The organism is Glycomyces sambucus, from assembly GCF_900102815.1.
In the GTDB taxonomy this organism is placed as follows: Bacteria; Actinomycetota; Actinomycetes; order Mycobacteriales; family Micromonosporaceae; genus Glycomyces; species Glycomyces sambucus.
On the sequence record NZ_FNGF01000005.1, the window covers coordinates 516877 to 533220 of the forward strand.

The 16344-nt window shown below is 69.7% G+C and carries 14 protein-coding genes; 2 read left to right on the forward strand and 12 right to left on the reverse strand.

Annotated elements, in window-relative coordinates; genetic code table 11:
- Positions 1-72: 72 nt before the first annotated feature.
- From ctaD to BLS99_RS17715, 9 genes are all read right to left on the reverse strand, one after another.
- Positions 73-1749 carry an aa3-type cytochrome oxidase subunit I gene (gene ctaD, locus BLS99_RS17675; protein ID WP_091052623.1) on the reverse strand — a complete coding sequence of 559 codons (1677 nt, stop codon included), beginning with the start codon at positions 1747-1749 and terminating at the stop codon, positions 73-75.
- 235 nt (positions 1750-1984) lie between these two features.
- Positions 1985-2386, reverse strand: coding sequence for a roadblock/LC7 domain-containing protein (locus BLS99_RS17680; protein ID WP_091052626.1), 402 nt, complete (start codon positions 2384-2386; stop codon positions 1985-1987).
- An 11-nt stretch (positions 2387-2397) separates the two neighbouring features.
- Positions 2398-4770, reverse strand: a complete 2373-nt coding sequence (locus BLS99_RS17685; protein WP_143034854.1) for a sensor histidine kinase — start codon at positions 4768-4770, stop codon at positions 2398-2400.
- A 138-nt stretch (positions 4771-4908) separates the two neighbouring features.
- The gene (locus BLS99_RS17690) at positions 4909-6255 is read right to left on the reverse strand and encodes a TrkH family potassium uptake protein (protein ID WP_091052630.1); all 1347 of its coding nucleotides are present in this window, start codon (positions 6253-6255) and stop codon (positions 4909-4911) included.
- Positions 6252-6932, reverse strand: coding sequence for a potassium channel family protein (locus BLS99_RS17695; protein ID WP_091052632.1), 681 nt, complete (start codon positions 6930-6932; stop codon positions 6252-6254). The genes BLS99_RS17690 and BLS99_RS17695 overlap by 4 nt, the downstream gene beginning before the upstream one ends.
- Positions 6933-7126: 194 nt before the next feature.
- Positions 7127-7957 (reverse strand): ectoine/hydroxyectoine ABC transporter ATP-binding protein EhuA, encoded by an 831-nt coding sequence (gene ehuA, locus BLS99_RS17700; protein WP_281243616.1) that lies wholly within the window; start codon positions 7955-7957, stop codon positions 7127-7129.
- Positions 7944-8609, reverse strand: coding sequence for an amino acid ABC transporter permease (locus BLS99_RS17705; protein WP_091052634.1), 666 nt, complete (start codon positions 8607-8609; stop codon positions 7944-7946). The genes ehuA and BLS99_RS17705 overlap by 14 nt, the downstream gene beginning before the upstream one ends.
- The gene (gene ehuC / locus BLS99_RS17710; protein ID WP_091052636.1) at positions 8609-9331 is read right to left on the reverse strand and encodes an ectoine/hydroxyectoine ABC transporter permease subunit EhuC; all 723 of its coding nucleotides are present in this window, start codon (positions 9329-9331) and stop codon (positions 8609-8611) included. The genes BLS99_RS17705 and ehuC overlap by 1 nt, the downstream gene beginning before the upstream one ends.
- 9 nt (positions 9332-9340) lie before the next feature.
- Positions 9341-10243, reverse strand: a complete 903-nt coding sequence (locus tag BLS99_RS17715) for a transporter substrate-binding domain-containing protein (RefSeq protein WP_176953411.1) — start codon at positions 10241-10243, stop codon at positions 9341-9343.
- 226 nt (positions 10244-10469) lie between these two features.
- Here BLS99_RS17715 and BLS99_RS17720 point away from each other — a divergent pair, with 226 nt between their 5' ends.
- Both BLS99_RS17720 and BLS99_RS17725 read left to right on the forward strand, forming a co-directional pair.
- Positions 10470-11273 carry a GntR family transcriptional regulator gene (locus tag BLS99_RS17720; protein ID WP_176953412.1) on the forward strand — a complete coding sequence of 268 codons (804 nt, stop codon included), beginning with the start codon at positions 10470-10472 and terminating at the stop codon, positions 11271-11273.
- A 174-nt stretch (positions 11274-11447) separates the two neighbouring features.
- Positions 11448-12221 carry an SGNH/GDSL hydrolase family protein gene (locus tag BLS99_RS17725; RefSeq protein ID WP_218126600.1) on the forward strand — a complete coding sequence of 258 codons (774 nt, stop codon included), beginning with the start codon at positions 11448-11450 and terminating at the stop codon, positions 12219-12221.
- Positions 12222-12278: 57 nt separating this feature from the next.
- Here the strand turns inward: BLS99_RS17725 and BLS99_RS26350 are convergent, their stop codons facing one another.
- From BLS99_RS26350 to eccD, 3 genes are all read right to left on the reverse strand, one after another.
- Positions 12279-13130: a hypothetical protein gene (locus tag BLS99_RS26350; protein ID WP_176953413.1), complete on the reverse strand. Its 852-nt coding sequence runs from the start codon at positions 13128-13130 to the stop codon at positions 12279-12281.
- A gap of 130 nt (positions 13131-13260) precedes the next feature.
- On the reverse strand, positions 13261-14850 hold the full coding sequence (gene eccB / locus BLS99_RS17735; protein ID WP_091052644.1) for a type VII secretion protein EccB: 1590 nt from the start codon (positions 14848-14850) through the stop codon (positions 13261-13263).
- Positions 14851-14886: 36 nt separating this feature from the next.
- On the reverse strand, positions 14887-16290 hold the full coding sequence (gene eccD / locus BLS99_RS17740; protein WP_176953414.1) for a type VII secretion integral membrane protein EccD: 1404 nt from the start codon (positions 16288-16290) through the stop codon (positions 14887-14889).
- Positions 16291-16344 lie beyond the last annotated feature (54 nt).

The following is a 16344-nucleotide window of genomic DNA, read 5'->3' on the forward strand; positions in this document are numbered from 1 at the left end:
CCCGAATGTCACCTCCGGGGCACGCGAAAAGCCCGGAAGCAGCGCTTCCGGGCTTTTCGGCGAGGTCGCGGGCTAGTGGCCCTTGACCTCCTTGACCAGGTGTCCCCACTTCTCGTCGAAGACAGGGCGCTCCGAGCGGATGCGCGGCAGGCGGTCGAAGTTGCGCAGCGGCGGCGGGCAGCTGGTGGCCCACTCGAGCGAGCCGCCGTAGCCCCACGGGTCGTTGGTCTCGACCACGCGGCCGGCCTTCCAGGACTTGAACAGGTTCCAGATGAACGGCAGCGTCGACAGGCCGAGGATGAACGCGCCGATCGTCGAGATCATGTTCAGCGTCGTGAACCCGTCCGACTCCAGGTAGTCGGCGTACCGGCGGGGCATGCCCTCGGCGCCGAGCCAGTGCTGCACCAGGAACGTCGTGTGGAAGCCGATGAAGGTCAGCCAGAAGTGGACCTTCGCGAGGCGCTCGTCGTACATGCGCCCGGCGACCTTCGGGAACCAGAAGTACACGCCGGCGTAGACCGCGAACACGATCGTGCCGAACAGCACGTAGTGGAAGTGCGCCACCACGAAGTAGGAGTCGGAGACGTGGAAGTCCACCGGCGGGCTCGCCAGCAGGACGCCCGACAGACCGCCGAGGAGGAACGTCACCAGGAAGCCGATGCTGAACAGCATCGGGGCCTCGAAGGTCAGCTGCCCCTTCCACATGGTGCCGATCCAGTTGAAGAACTTCACGCCCGTCGGCACCGCGATGAGGAACGTCATGAGCGAGAAGAACGGCAGCATGACCGCGCCCGTGGCGTACATGTGGTGGGCCCACACCGCCATCGACAGGCCCGCGATCGCCAGCGTGGCGGCGACGAGGGTCTTGTAGCCGAAGATCGGCTTGCGGCTGAACACTGGGAAGATCTCCGAGACGATGCCGAAGAACGGCAGCGCCACGATGTACACCTCGGGGTGCCCGAAGAACCAGAACAGGTGCTGCCACAGGATCGCCCCGCCGGTCTCGGCGTCGAAGACGTGCGCACCGAGGGTGCGGTCGGCCATGACGGCGAGGAGCGCGGCGAACAGGATCGGGAAGACCAGGATCATCAGCAGGCTGGTGATGAGGATGTTCCAGGTGAAGATCGGCATCCGGAACATGAGCATGCCCGGCGCGCGCATCGTCACGATCGTGGTGATCATGTTGACGGCGCCGAGGATCGTGCCCGCACCCGAGATGGAGAGGCCGACGAACCACATGTCGGCGCCGATCCCGGGGGAGTTCACGGCGTTCGAGAGCGGCTGGTACGCGAACCAGCCGAACGAGGCCGCGCCGCCGGGCGTGATGAAGCCGGCGACCGCGAGGGTCGAGCCGAACAGGTACAGCCAGTACGCGAAGGCGTTCAGGCGGGGGAACGCGACGTCGGGCGCACCGATCTGGAGCGGCACCAGGTAGTTGCCGAACGCGAACACGATGGGCGTCGCGAACATCAGCAGCATGATGGTGCCGTGCATCGTGAACAGCTGGTTGAACTGCTCAGAGGACACGATCTGGAGGCCGGGCTGGAACAGCTCCGCGCGGATCAGCAGGGCCAGGATGCCGCCGATCGCGAAGAACGCGAACGACGTCACGAAGTAGAGCAGGCCGATCTGCTTGGCGTCGGTCGTGCGGAGGGTTCGGGCGAGCCAGGAGCCCTTCGGCTCGCGGCGCACCGGCCAGGGGCGCGCGACGATAGGCGTTGGCTCAAGCTTCGGCTCAACCGTGGTCACCTGTGGGCCTCCAGATTCATTTCCAGGTAGCGAACGCAGCATAGCCCCGCGAAACGCCGCCGACGCGGAGGGTCGCAGCCCGTGCGGCGTGGCGGTGCGTGACGGTTCGATGGGCGCTCAGTGGTCGTCGCAGGTCGACCGCGTCGTGCGGGACCGCGACCGGTCATGGCGGGGAGCCCTCCGCGCGGGCCGTCGATGGGCGGGGCCCGGCGCGGTGAGCAATCTCCTACGGGGCCTAGAGGCCGCGGGCGTCGGGCTCGAGCGCCGCGTAGACCCGCTTCACGAGCAGGGCGGTCTCGTAGCCGACCTGGCCGAGGTCGCAGCCGGCGTTGGCCAGGACCGCGAGCTGGGCCCGGTCGCCGACGGCCATGAGCAGCAGCACGCCCTCGTCCATGTCGATGACGGACTGGCGGATGCGGCCGGCGTCGAGGACCTTCGCGGCCCCCGTCGTCAGGCTCGCGAGTCCGGAGGTGATGGCGGCGAGCTGGTCGGCCCGGTCGGTCGACAGCCCCCTGGAGGCGGCGATGGCGAGGCCGTCGACGGACACCGTGAGCGCCTCTGAGACGTCCGGGACCTTCTCCACGAAGGAGGTCAGGAGCCAGTCGAGTTCACCGACGTTCTTGTCCTTGCTATCCATCTCGCTGCTTTCTATTGGCGTTGTTCGTGCGCGGCGGCCGCCGCGATGCCGGAGGCGAAACCGGCGAGCCGGTCCCGGATCTCCGCCGGGTCGAGATCGGCGCCGCCGCCCTGCCGGGCAGTGGGGACGGAGCCGGGGAGCAGTCGGGAGCCCGGCGCGCGACGGGGCAGTTCGGCGCCGTTGGTCCTGCCGGAGTTTTCGAGTGCTCGGTTCACCTTCCTGAAGGTAACATCCAGCGTCTCGGGCGCGGGGCCCGCAGGGGCCTGCGCGACCTTGCCTCCGTTGAGTGTTCCCCCAGCTACGGGGCGTGGCCCGGGGGTCGGACCGGCCTTGCGGGGACGCGGCACGATCGGCTCCACGGCGCTCGGCGCGGCCGTCTCGGCGCCCGTCCCGGTCACCGGCAGGTTCGCGGCGCGGGCCGACAGCGCCAGGCGCGCGGCCGAGCCCGTCAGGTCCGGCGACAGGCCCACCGGGTCCTCCGCGTGGGCGCTCGCCGGGATGCGCACCAGCGCGAGCGTGCCCTTGCCCATCGTCGAGTGCAGCTGGACGCTCACCGAGTGCTCGGCGGCGAGCCGCCCCACCACCAGGAGGCCCATGGTCGCCGTCAGCTCCGAGTTCAGCTGGGTCGGCTCGGCCAGGCGGCGGTTGATCGCGGCCATCGGCTCGGGCGCGAGGCCGATGCCGTCGTCGGCGATGGAGATGACGATCTCCGACCCCGAGCGGCGCGAGGTCACCCGCACCGACTGGGTCGGCGGCGAGTACGCGGCGGCGTTGTCGAGCAGCTCGGCGAGGATGCGCACCAGGTCGCCGGCGGGCTTGGTCTCCAGGCGGGCCGACACCTGGTTCTCGACCAGGACGCGGCCGGCGTCCTCGATCTCGGCGACCGCGTCGCGGATGATCGTGTCGAGGTTCGCCGGGTGGTTGTAGCGGCGCTGCGGGTCGCCGCCCGCGAGCAGGAGCAGGTTCTCCTCGTTGCGGCGCATGCGGGCCAGCAGGTGGTAGACGCTGCGCCACTCCTCCGGGACCGCGTGGTCCGGGGCCTGCTCCACCAGGGACTCCATGACCTGCTGCTGGCGGCGGATGAGGCTCTGCCCGCGGCGGGCGAGCGTCTTCATCATCGCCTCGACGTCGATGCGCAGCAGGGCCTGGTTCGCGGTCTGGCGCAGCGCCTGGTGGTGCGCGGCGCTGAACGCCTCCGCGAGGCTGTCGAGCTCGTCGGAGTAGCGCGAGTCGGAGGTCTGGACGGTCTGGCGCTTCGCGGTCTGGAGCAGCCGGTCGACCTCGTCCGCGTTGGCCGCCTGGGACACCGCGGCCACGGTCTTGGGCAGCGTGTCGTACGCGGCGGTCAGGGTCGCCTCGCGGACGCCGTCGACGCGGAGGCTGATGCGCCGCGCCAGCATCGCCGCGGAGATGATCGACGTCAGGGCCAGCACGATCACCAGCGCGAAGGTGGTGAGCAGGGTCCGCGAGGACGCGTCGCGGATGAGCTCGACGTCGGCCTGCATGGCGTCGAGGACCGACTCCTGGGTGGTGTCGAGGGCCGCGACGATGGCGCCCTGCGCGTTCGCGAAGTCCTCGGGGCTGATCGTCGGCACGTTCCCGCGGGTGTAGATCCCGAGGGCCTCCTGCGCGATCCCGACCTCCTCGGAGTCCATGGCGGCCTTGTACACCGAGCTGGTCTCGGCCGAGGCGTTCGCCTGGAACTCGGTGATCTGGCGGTCGAAGTTCCCCGACAGGTACGACACGTTGGAGAGCTCGGAGCGCCCGACGACGACCGCCTGGTCCTCGGCGAGGCCCACCAGGTCGGTGGCGAGCGAGAACTGGATCTCGGCGGCGATCCGGCTGGCCTGCATGAGGGCCGCGAGGGAGTCGAGGTGCGCGGCGACCTCGGCGTCGTCGACGAGGCGGGGGAGGATCGCGGCGATCGAGACGATCTTGTTCGCGACGTCCCGGTAGATCAGGTACGCGTCGGCGACCTCGTCGTCGTCGATGTCCGCCTCGCCGGTGGAGAGGCGGTCGAACGCGGCGCGGGCGGTCTCCAGGTCCTCGGCCTTGGCGAACAGCGACGCGAGGTCGTCCTCCAGGTCGGGGAAGCGCGCGGTCACCGACGGCGTGCTCTCCTCCAGGTGGTCGAAGGCCCAGTCGGTCTCGCGGCGGGCGACCGCCGAGTCGAACTGGCCGCCGCCGTCGTTGATGACCGACTGCACGAGGGGCCCGGCCTCGAGCCGGTGCGCCTCCAGGGCGTCGTTGAGATCGGCGGAGAGCCCCGCGAGCACCTCGGCGTCCGTCGCGTTCTGGTACTCGTCCCAGACGTTGACGGTCTGGAACAGCCCGAGGACCAGCATCCCCATGAGCGCCGCGGCGATCGGGAGCATCAACTGCATCCGGATGGGGAGACGACTGGTGCGCTGCCGGGCTTTACGGGACATCTCGGGGGGCGTCCTTTCTGGGGGCGACGATCCGCGCTGCGGCGTGCTGGACACCATCTTCGCTTGTCGCCGGAGGGGCAGTTGAGGCGGGGCTCACCCCACGAGCGGGCGCGCCGATGGGTACCGGTATAGGCGTTTTCGTGTGCGGAGCGCCAGCGACGCGGCGAAAAGCACCGGTCCGACGCGCCCGGTGTACATGGCGATCGTCAGCAGCCACACCGAGGGTTCGGACAGGTCGTAGGTGATGCCGGTGGACTGGCCGACGGTGGCGAACGCGCTGGTCACCTCGAACATGATCGCGGTGATCTCGATGCCGGGTTCGAAGCGCTGCATGAGGAACACGCCGAACGCGTTGCACGCCACGTAGACCAGGGCGACCGCGAGGGCCTCGCGGATGACGGGCGGGTCGATGCGGCGGCGGAACGCGGTCACGTCGGGCTCGCCGCGCACCTCCGCCCAGATCACCAGCAGCAGCAGGAAGAACGTGGTGACCTTGATGCCGCCGGCGGTCGAGGCGGCGCCGCCGCCGATGAACATGAGGATGATCGAGGCGAGCTGCGAGTCCTCGCGCATCGCGCCGATGTCGATCGAGTTGAAGCCGCTGGCGCGCACCACCGAGGACTGGAAGAACGCCGGGAGGATGCGGTCGTACCAGGGCCACTGGCCGAACGTCGCCGGGTTCGACCACTCGAACGCCAGGTAGAACGCCCAGCCGCCGAGGATGAGCACGGCCGAGCCGACGAGGGTGAGCTTGGTGTGGACGGACCACTGGCGGCGGCCCCAGTGGCGGCGGGTCATCTCGTAGATCACCGGCATGCCGAGGCTGCCGAGGATCGACCCGAGCGCGATCGGCACGCAGATCCACGGGTCGGTCGCGTAGCTCATCATCGAGTCGGAGAACAGCGCGAACCCGGCGTTGTTGAAGGTGCTCACCGAGTGGAACACCCCGTACCAGACCGCCTTGCCGAGCCCGAAGTCCAGCGAGGAGAACCGGATCGCGAGCGCGAGCGCGACGACCGCCTCCACGGCGAACGTGAACGCGATGGTGCGCAGCAGGATCGCGCGGAAGTCGCCGAGGTTGAGCGCCTGGCTGATCTCCATGCGGGTGGCGAGCTTGGTGCGCAGGCCGAGCTTGTGGGTGACGAGCAGGGCCATGAGGACCGCGCTCGTCATGATGCCGAGGCCGCCGATCTGGAACAGCAGCATGATGACGAACTGCCCGAACCAGGACCAGTGCACGGGCGTGTCGAGCACGGCCAGGCCGGTCACCGACACCGCGGAGGTGGAGGTGAACAGCGCGTCGGCGAACGAGGTGCGCCGGTCGCCCAGGTGCGACATCGGCAGCATGAGCAGCAGCGTCCCGCCCAGGATCACGCCCATGAACAGGAGCGGGATGAGGCGGCCAGGGTGGCGGAAGAACGCCTTGACCTTCGGGATCATGTCGTGGAGGCGAACGCCTCGACCTTGGTCGTGGCCCCGGAGACGATGAGGGTGTCCCCTTCGGAGACGACCGTGTCCGGGGTGGCGTAGGTGAAGTCCTCGCCGGGCTGCTTGACGCCGACGACGGTGACCCCGTACTTCGAGCGCAGCCGCGACTCGGCGAGGGTGCGGCCCACGGCCTCGGTCGGGGCCTTGGTCTTGACGATCGCGAAGCCGTCGTCGAACTCGATGAAGTCGAGCATCCGCCCGCTCACCAGGTGCGCGACCCGCTCGCCCATCGCCCATTCGGGATAGACGACGTGGTGGGCGCCGGTGCGGTGGAGGATCTGGCCGTGTTTGGCGTTGATGGCCTTCGCCCAGATCTCGCGGACGCCGGCCTCCTCGCAGGCGAGGACGGTGAGGACGCTCGCCTCGATGTCGGTGCCGATCGCGACCACGACGTGGTCGAACTCGCCGATGCCGAGCTGCACGAGGACCGCGGACTCGGTCGAGTCGGCCTGCACGACGTGCGTGAGGGTCTCGGAGGCGCGCTGGATGATCTCGGGCCGCTCGTCGATGGCGAGGACCTCGTGGCCCAGGCGCGTGAGCGACTCGGCGACGGCGGAGCCGAAGCGGCCCAGGCCGATCACCGCGATGGACTCCTCGGGGAGGTTCTCGCCCCGGCCGAACAGGTTCATCCGCGCATCCCTCGGCTCATCCCCTGGACATGATCAGGTGCTGACACGAAGTCTGATTCTGCCACCCGCCCGCACCCCGCGCGTGCCGCGGCCGCCGGTGGGGGAAAAGAATGAGGAGGGCGGTCGATAACCCCTCATGACCGCCCCCCTCGAACACCCCTAACACTCTCCAAGGATGGAGGAGAACCCCAATCCTACTCCGCGAGCACGGCCCGAAGGAAGTCCTGCGTCCGGGCTTCTTGGGGCTCGGAGAACATCGCGTCGGGCGGCCCCTGCTCGACGATCCGACCGCTGTCGAACATCATCACGCGGTCGGAGACGTCGCGCGCGAAGCCCATCTCGTGGGTCACGCACAGCATCGTGATGCTGGTGGACTCGGCGACGTCGCGCAGGACCGCGAGCACGTCGGCGACGAGCTCGGGGTCGAGGGCGCTGGTGACCTCGTCGAGCAGCAGGATGTCCGGGTCCATCGCGAGCGCGCGGGCGATGGCCACGCGCTGCTGCTGGCCGCCGGACAGGCGCGAGGGGTACTCGTCGGTCTTCTCGGCCAGGCCCACGAGTTCGAGCAGCTCCCTCGCCTTGGCCTCGGCCTCCTCCTTCGAGCGGCCGGCGACGTGGACCTGCGCCTCGGTGACGTTGCGCAGCACCCGCATGTTCGGGAACAGGTTGAACTGCTGGAAGACCATGCCCACGCGCGAGCGGCGCCGCCGCAGCCACTTCTCGTTCGCCGGGACCAGGACGCCCTTCTTCTCCATGTGGGAGTAGGGCTTCCCTTCGAGCCAGACGACGCCGCCGTCGCGCTCGGGGTCGGCCTTGGGGGTGACCTTCTCCAGCGTCATGAGCAGGCGCAGGATCGTGGTCTTGCCCGAGCCGGAGGGCCCGATGAGCGTGACGCGCTCGCCGGGGTCCACCCGGAAGCTCAGCTCGTCGAGGACCATCAGGTCCCCGAAGGACTTGTCGACGCGGTCGAACTCGATGATCGGACCGGGTCCGGACGGTTCTCGCGGTGCTTCATTCTGACGCAAGGCGGTTCTCCAATCTGCGCATCGCTACCGCGACCGGGTACGAGGCGGCGAGGAACAGCAGCCCGGCGAGGGTGTAGCCCTCGACCGCGCCGGTGTAGTGCTGGCCCTGGAAGGCGCGGGCCTCGGCGATCATCTCCATGACGCCGATGATGAACAGGGTCGGGACCTCCTTGAACATGGCGATGACCCAGTTCCCGACGGCCGCCGCGGAGCGGCGGAACATCTGCGGGAGGACCACCGCGCCCCAGACCCGGCCGGTCGGGAGGTTGAGCGCGGTCGCCGCCTCCCACTGGCCCTTGGGGATCGCGTCGATACCGGCCCGGTAGGACTCGGAGGTGTAGGACGCGTAGTGGACGCCGAGCACCGCCGAGCCGACGGCGAAGGCGCTCCAGTCCGGGTTGATGTAGAGGCTCGTCGCCGTCCAGACGATGAGCACCTGCACCAGCAGGGGGGTGTTGCGGATGAACTGGAAGACCGCGCCGAGCGGGCGCCGCAGCCACACCGGGCCGTTGCGCTCGCCGATCGCGACGAGCAGCCCCAGGACGACGGCGATGATCCCGGCCACGAGCGTGACCTGGAGGACCACCACGAAGCCGTCCCAGATGGCCGGGAAGATCTCCCGGAGGGTCTCGTTGCTCCAACCGGTCTGCATCAGTGGACACCTCCGGTGGCGACCGTGGGGGCGAGCCGGCCCTTGACGGACTTCGCGTCGATGCCGATCCCGCGCTTGGCCTTGCGTTCGAGGGCGCGCATGCCGGTCCAGATGAGCCAGGCGAGGACGAAGTAGATCACCAGGACCACGCCGTAGTGCAGCAGCCGGTCCTGCCCGGGCTGCTTGCCGATGAGCCCGGCCAGCCAGGTGATGTCGAGGATGCCGATCACCGAGACCAGCGCGGACGCCTTGAGCAGCATGATCGCGAACGCGCACAGCGAGGGGATCATCTCGGGCCACGCCTGGGGGAGGACGACGAGCCGCATCCGTTGGAGGGGGGTGAGGTTGAGCGCCGTGGACGCCTCGAGCTGCCCCTGCGGGACGGCGGCGATCGCGCCGCGCACGACCTCGGAGGAGTAGGCGCCGTAGTTGAGGCCGAGGGCGATGATCCCGGCCGCGATGAGGTAGTCGAACTGGATCCCCAGCACCACCGGCATCGCGAACGCGAACCAGAACAGCTGCACCACCACCGAGGAGCCGCGGAAGAACTCCACGAACACCCGGGCCGGGGTGCGGACCGCGAGGTGGCGCGAGCCCGTCATGAGCCCGAGCGCGAACGCGAGGACGAGCGCCAGCGCCGCCGAGGCGACGGTGACCCCGATGGTGACCAGGAGCGGTTCGCCGTACCGGGGGAGTGATTCGATGACCGCTTGCAAGTCCATGGGCAGCCCCTACTGGTAGGTGTCCGGGCAGAGGTCCTCGGCCGTCAGGCCCGCCGGGTGGTTCTCCTCCACGGTGAACCCGTACGGGCTCGTCAGCTCGCCCCAGGTCGCGTCGTCGGCGAGCAGCTTGTCGAGCTCCTCGTTGACCGCGTCGCGGAAGTCGGAGTCGCCGGGCTGGAACACGGCCGCGCCGGCGCCGATGATGTCGTCGCCGGTGTCGGGGTCGACGAGCCAGAACCCGTCGGTGACCTCGACCTCCGGGTCGGCGTCGGCCGCGAGGCGCAGGTTCGCGCTGGTGAGCGCGATGGCGTCGCAGCGGCCGGCCTTGAGTTCGAGGATGAGCGAGTCCAGGTTCGCCTGGACGTTGATGCGCTCCTCGCCGTAGGTCTTGTCGGCGATCTCGTGCTCGCTGGTGCCGTTCATGACGCCGATCACGCCGTCGGAGTCGGCCATGGTGTTGAAGTCGGTGTACCCGCCGGGGTTGCCGGCGAGGGTCATGAGGGCGTCGGGCATGACGTAGTCGGGGTTCGCGAACGCGACCGCCTCGCAGCGCTCGGGCGTGATGTACATGCCCGCGATGACCATGTCGTGGTTGGTGCCCAGGCCGGTGATGAGGGAGTCCCACTCGGTGAGCTTCCACTCGATCTGGTCGGCCTTGATGCCCAGCCGGTCGAGCAGGTGGACCTGGGTGTCCACCGACTGTCCCGTGACGGCGCCGTCGTCGCCGGTGTAGGCGTACGGGGCCTCGTCGGCGTAGGCGACGCGGATGGTGCCGCCGTCCTGGGCCTTTTCGAGCAGGCCCCCGTCACCGCCGCCGTCCGTCCGCGAGCAGGCCCCCAGTGCGAGGGCCGCCGCCCCGGCTGAGCTGCCGAGGAGCAGATGACGGCGGTTCAGATGCAGTTCGTTCGACACGTTGGTCGCCTCCTGAGTCGGACTCGGGTGTCTTGCCGACCCTAACGTTCTATTGTAAGTTTGTCGACAATCTGATGATCGACGTTCGGTAACGAAAGCGCACGCCAACGGGAGCGACCCGCGAGACACCCCGTCCGCCGGACGCAACCCGGTCCCGAGACCGAACGTGGTGTACGGGTCGGCAGTAAGATGCTGCCCAGAAGCGACAGAGGGGAAGCGGACAGCAGTGACGACTCGCAGCAGCGGACTGAGCGGGCTCGAAGGCGGCCGCCAGGTGGGGCGCCTCGCCCCCGTGCGCCGCGCTTCGACCGTGGACCTCATCGCCGAGCGCCTCCGCGAGGCGGTCGTTGACGGCTCCCTCCCGCCCGGCACCGTCCTCGGCGAGGCCGAGCTCGCCTACCAGCTCGGCGTCAGCCGCGGCCCCCTCCGCGAGGCCATGCAGCGCCTCACCGCCGAAGGGCTCCTCGTCATCCCGCGCCGCCGCGGCCTCGCCGTGCGCACCATGACCGCCGAGGACGTCCGCGACATCCACTGGCTCCGCGCCCGCATCGAACCCGAGCTCGGCCGCCGCATCCTCACCCTGCCCCCCGCCGAGCGCCGCGCCGTTCTCGCCGAACTCGGCGCCGAGGTCAAGCGCATGCAGCGCGCCCTCCGCAAGGACGACGCCCGCGCCCTCGGCGACGCCTACCTCGACTTCCACCGGGTCCTCGCCGTCTGGGGCGGCTCGCTGCGCCTCGCCCGCATGCTCGGCACCCTTCTCATCGAGACGCGCCTGTGCACCTTCTCGATGTTCGAGCACTTCGAGGTCCACCGCGACCTCGTGCCCGAGCACGTCGCGTTCGTCGAGGCCCTCGCCGCCGAGGACGGCGAGCGCTTCGGGATGCTCGTCCAGGCCCACCTCGAAGCCGAGGTCCGCCGGCTCCTCGCCGAGCCCGAGGACCCCAAGCACGACGACTCCGACCGCCTCCACGCCGAGACCCCCGACGAGCCGCAGCCGCTCGACCGCCTCGACCTCCCCGAAGGGCTCTGAGCCGCCCCGCTGAGAAGCCCTGCGGCGCAGGGTCCATCGAACGGCGTAGATTTCCCGACTTGGCACGTTCCGTTGGTGGACTGTGCGTTATGCGACCGATATAAATAAGGCTCCCCAGTCCGGACAAAATTCGAGACGGAGCCCAAAATGCCCTCCCCCCGACGAATCTCCACAATGGCGGCGGCTCTGGCCGCCGCCGTCGTGTCGGTCCTGGCCCTGACCAGCGGTGCCGCCCAAGCCCAGACGATCGAGTACGTCGCCCTCGGCGACTCCTACGCCTCCGGCGTGGGCACCCGCTCGTACCTCGACGACGGCAGCGGCTGCTCCCGCTCCGCCGCCGCCTACCCCTCGCTCATCGCCGAGGAGCTCGGCGCCGACCTCGACTTCGCCGCGTGCGCGGGCGCCAAGACCGGCGATGTGCTGAACAACCAGCTCGGGGCGCTCTCGGCCTCCACCGACCTGGTCACGATCACCGTGGGCGGCAACGACACCGGCTGGGCCGGGGTGGTGCAGCGCTGCGCGTACCCGTACCCGTGGACCTGCGACGCGCAGATCGACGCGGCCGAGGCGTTCATCAGGAACCAGCTGCCCGCGAAGCTCCACGCCGTCTACGACGCGATCGAGTCGGCCGCGCCGAACGCGGAGGTCGTCGTCCTGGGCTACCCGCGCCTGTTCAACGGGGAGCAGTGCAACGCCATCACCCGCATCAGCCCCGGCGAGCAGTCCCAGCTCAACGCCGCCGCCGACCTCCTCGCGACCACCGTCGGCACCGTCGCCGGGAGCCACGGCTTCGACTACGTCGACGTGCGCGACGCCTTCGAGGGCCACGCCGTCTGCGACGACACCGAGTGGGTCAACGGCATCTCGTACCCGATCGCCGAGTCCTACCACCCCAACACCGCCGGCCAGCGCGACGGCTACTTCGCGCTCCTGAACGCCCTCGTCTGATCCGGACACGGCAAGGGCCCCGCGGCGATCCCGCAGGGGCCCTTCGGTGTCAGGGGGCTACTCGCCGCCCATGACCATGCTCTGGTCGCAGATCTTCCAGACGCCGTCTTCCTTCGCCATGTCGACCGAGTCCGTGGTCTCGTCGCGGGTCTCGCTCCAGCCGGTGACGTTGAAGTTGTCGTCGAACTCCGGCTCCATGTAGGTGAAGCTCATCGAGTAGTCCACCGTCGCCGTGTCGCCGTCCTCGGTGGAACCGGTGACCTCGTACTGGAAGTCGGGGTCCACCTCCGGCGGGGCCTCCATGCCCAGGTCCTCGTAGGCGCTCGGGTCGAAGCCCTCCTCGATGACGGTGGCGAGCTCGTCGACGGCGGTCTGGGCGTCGGCGCACACGAACGCGCCGAGGTCCTCGACCACCGCGGCCGCGGCGTCCGCGTCGGAGTCCATCGCCGCGTCGAACAGCGCGGTCATCGTCTGGAGGAAGTTCTCGGCCACCACCTCGGGGGAGTCCCCGGCCGAGGGGGCGTCGCCCGCGCCCGAGCCCCAGGGCTTGAGGACGAGGAGGACGATGGCGATGACCAGCACGATCGCGCCGCCGCCGATGCCGAGGATGAGGGGGGTCTTCGACTTCGGGGCCGGCGGCAGGCCGGGCCCGCCGTAGCCGGGCTGGGCGCCGTAACCAGGCTGCTGGCCGTAGCCGGGCTGCTGGCCGTAACCAGGCTGCTGCCCGTAGCCGGGCTGCTGGGGCTGGGACCCGTACCCGGGCGGCTGCGAGCCGTAGCCCGGCTGCTGCCCGTATCCGGGTTGCTGGCCGTACCCGGGCTGCTGGGGCTGCTGGCCGTAACCCGGCTGCTGCCCGTAGGGCGGTTGCTGATTGGGGTCGAACCCCGGCTGCTGCGGCGGGTAGGCCATGACGCTTCCTCGTTTTGTCGGGAGTGTGTCGCGCCAGGCTAACACGGGTGCACCGCCCCTGAATCCCCAGAAAACGCCAAAGCCGCCGGAGACCAGCGAGTCTCCGGCGGCATCAGGCGTCAGGTGCGCGTCAGCCCCCGGCCTCGGCCGAAGGCGAGGCTGACTCGTACACCGGTGCGTCGGCGTCGTCCAGGAACATCTGCTTGCGGGCGTCGCGCGGATCGAGGTCGTTGCCGATCGGGATGAGATCGATCATCATGTTCGGCACTGAGATCGGCGCGATGTCGGCGTACCCGAGCATCTGCTGAGTCGAGTCGGTGACGCCGTCGTCCACCAGGCCGTGGCGGATGCCCTGGTCGCTGACCATGTACGTGAAGCCCTGGATCGTCGCGCCCTGGGGCGTGCGGGCGTCGGCGAGCGCGGCCGTGCCCTGCGGCAGGACCGTCTGCGCCTGGATGTTGTCCACGTCGGAGAAGATCTCGTCGTCCTCGGTGAACTCCACCGACTCGGCCGGATCGGTGAGCGCATCGGGCGCGGCCTCGTACAGCGCGATCTCCAGCTTCGTGGACTCGTCGTTCTGCGCATCCGGGTCGAACACCGCGCACACCGCCGGGCGGGCCGTGGCGACCGACCAGACCTCCTCGCTCAGGTCCTCGTCCGGGTACCCGAGCGGCAGGTACACCGCGTCGGTGCCGACGTCGCTGCGCGTGCTCGGGTCGACCTCGACCACCCCGCCGTACGTCGAGGCCAGCACCAGCGCCATCGTCGGCGTGATGGCCGCGAACTGGTCGCCGGCCGGCGTCTTCAGCAGCGTGTACAGGCTGTCGCCGGACTGGACGGGCCGGCCGTACTCCAGCGGCTCGTTGTTGTCGTCCAGCACCGCCGACGCCTCGCCGAAGCCGTCCTGGACGGGCGCCTCGATCGGCGGCCCGTCGGTGATCGTGTTCAGCATGCTCTCGTTGAGCGACATCGCGTCGGCCGCGTTCAGCTCCAGGGCGCCGATGAGTTCGATCGCCGAAGCCTCGTCGGTGCCGATCCGGAACTTCTCGCCGTTCCACAGCAGGTAGTAGTCCGGCACCTCGCCCTCGTCCACCGCGGTCTTCGCGAGCATCCAGTGGTCGTCGCCGAGCCACGCGGAGGGCTCGGGGAGGTCCTTGAGGATGAGCTGCGTCAACTGGAAGCTCGCGGTGCCGCCGGACGTGCGCGGCATGGAGCAGGTGTTCCAGTTCTCGTGCTGGAGCAGCTCCTTGGGGTCCGGCGGCTGCGTCGGGATGCCCTGGATGCCGATCGTGAAGCTGCCGCGGGGCAGGCCCGCGATCGAGGACGCCTTCAGGTCCTGCACCGGCGGCTTGCCGTCCGAGCCGGGCTTGACCAGCAGCAGCGCCGAGGTGTAGTTCGTGACCTGCCACAACCGCAGCTTGTCGTCCTCGGTCTCCTCGCCGCCGCTCTTCGTCGTGTAGACGTAGACCGAGTTCGAGCCCTTGATGGTGATGATGTGCCCGGCCTGGGGCAGGGCGTTGCCCTTGTTGAACAGCGTCGCGATGGCGAAGCCGCCGAACACCAGCGCCAGCACCATCACCGACACGAAGATCGACAGGCCGATGCGCCGCAGCGGCCGCTCGATCGAGTCGGGGTTGGCCAGCACCAGCGCCTGGTTCATCCGCGAGGTGATGAACTTGTGGGCGTCCACCTGCTCGCGGCGGGAACGCATCTGGGGCATCGGAATACGCCTCTCGGATCGAAGGGGGAGTCGGGGCTAGCCCCGCAGCGACAGTGCGATGTCGTACAGGCTGCACACCCAGCCGACGAGCGGCAGGATGGACACGATGAGCAGCGCCTCGATGATGTCGAGGCTGCGGCCCCAGGTGGGGGCGATCTTCTTCCCGGCCACGGCCAGGCCGTAGACCATCGCGATGAGCGTCAGCAGCGTCAGCGCGCCGAGGATGACCGTCAGGCGCACCAGGATGCTGTCCTGGCTCGCCACGAAGATCGCGGCCAGCGTCGCCGCCAGGCCGCCCATGCCGCCGGTGAGCATCACGATGCGCGCCGGGCGGTCCTCGATCGTGCGGGCGCGGCTGAGCAGCACCAGCGACAGGATCGTCGCCAGGATCAGGCCCGGCAGCATCCCCGAGAACGCCAGCGCGATCGCCGACACCAGGCCGGTGACCGCCGCGAACGAGTACAGGGCCTCCAGGTAGTTCCCGGCGTGCTCGGAGAGCTTCAGGATCCGCTTGCCGTCGATGGCCTCGGTGTCGCCCTCCTTCAGCTCCTCGGTGGTCGTGGGGAGCGTCGGGGTCGGCACCATCGCCATGGTCAGCGACAGCCGCGGCGCGGCCGGCAGGATCACCAGCGCCAGCGGCGCGGCGATGCCGGCGGCGGTGGCCGCGGACCCGTTCGGGATGATCTGCGCCAGCGCCGTCGAGACGCCCAGCACGACCGACCCGAGGATCGTCACGATGAACACCGGAGCCGACGCCATGTCGCCCACCGCCACCATCGCGAGCACGCTGAACAGCAGGATCGCGGCGGAGGCGATGAGCACGTGCGGCCCCGCCAGCTCGAACAGGCTCCGGTCGCCCGCGGCGATGAGCAGGCCGCCCACGCCGGAGTACAGGACGGCCGTGACGCCGAAGTACGTGGCGGCGCGGGAGTCGCCGACGGCGCGCGAGAGAAGCGCCGAGGCGCCGACCAGGAGCACCGCCACCGACAGGCCCACGATCGCGCTCGCGAGGTGGCCGGTCAGGAGGATCGCGATGGCGCCGACGCCGAGGGCGGCGGTGCCGACCCCGACGCTGAAGCGCTTGGTCGCGATGTGGTCCCAGCGGTTGCCGCGCTGCTCGGTCGCGGTGGCGACGGCGTCGATGACGTCGTCGAACACGATCTCGGGCTTCGCCGCGTCCGCGGGGTTCAGGTAGAGCATCTCGCCGTCCGTGATCGCCAGCTGCGAGCACGAGTGGCCGGTGTCGAGGGGGGCGTCGCCGAGCCGGGACAGGATCCAGCCGCCGTTGTCTCCCGCCTCGTCGATGTAGTACTCGCCGGCCTGGTGCAGGATCGTGGGCAGCAGGTCGGAGAGGGGGATGTCAGAGGGCAGTGCGAGGTCGATCCTGGTACGAGGACTGACGATCGTCACCCTGGAGAGAGTGGCCGACTTGGTGCTCACCGCGCGAACCTCCGGGTCGGGTCGGAATCGGGGGGACTGTAAAAGGATAAATCC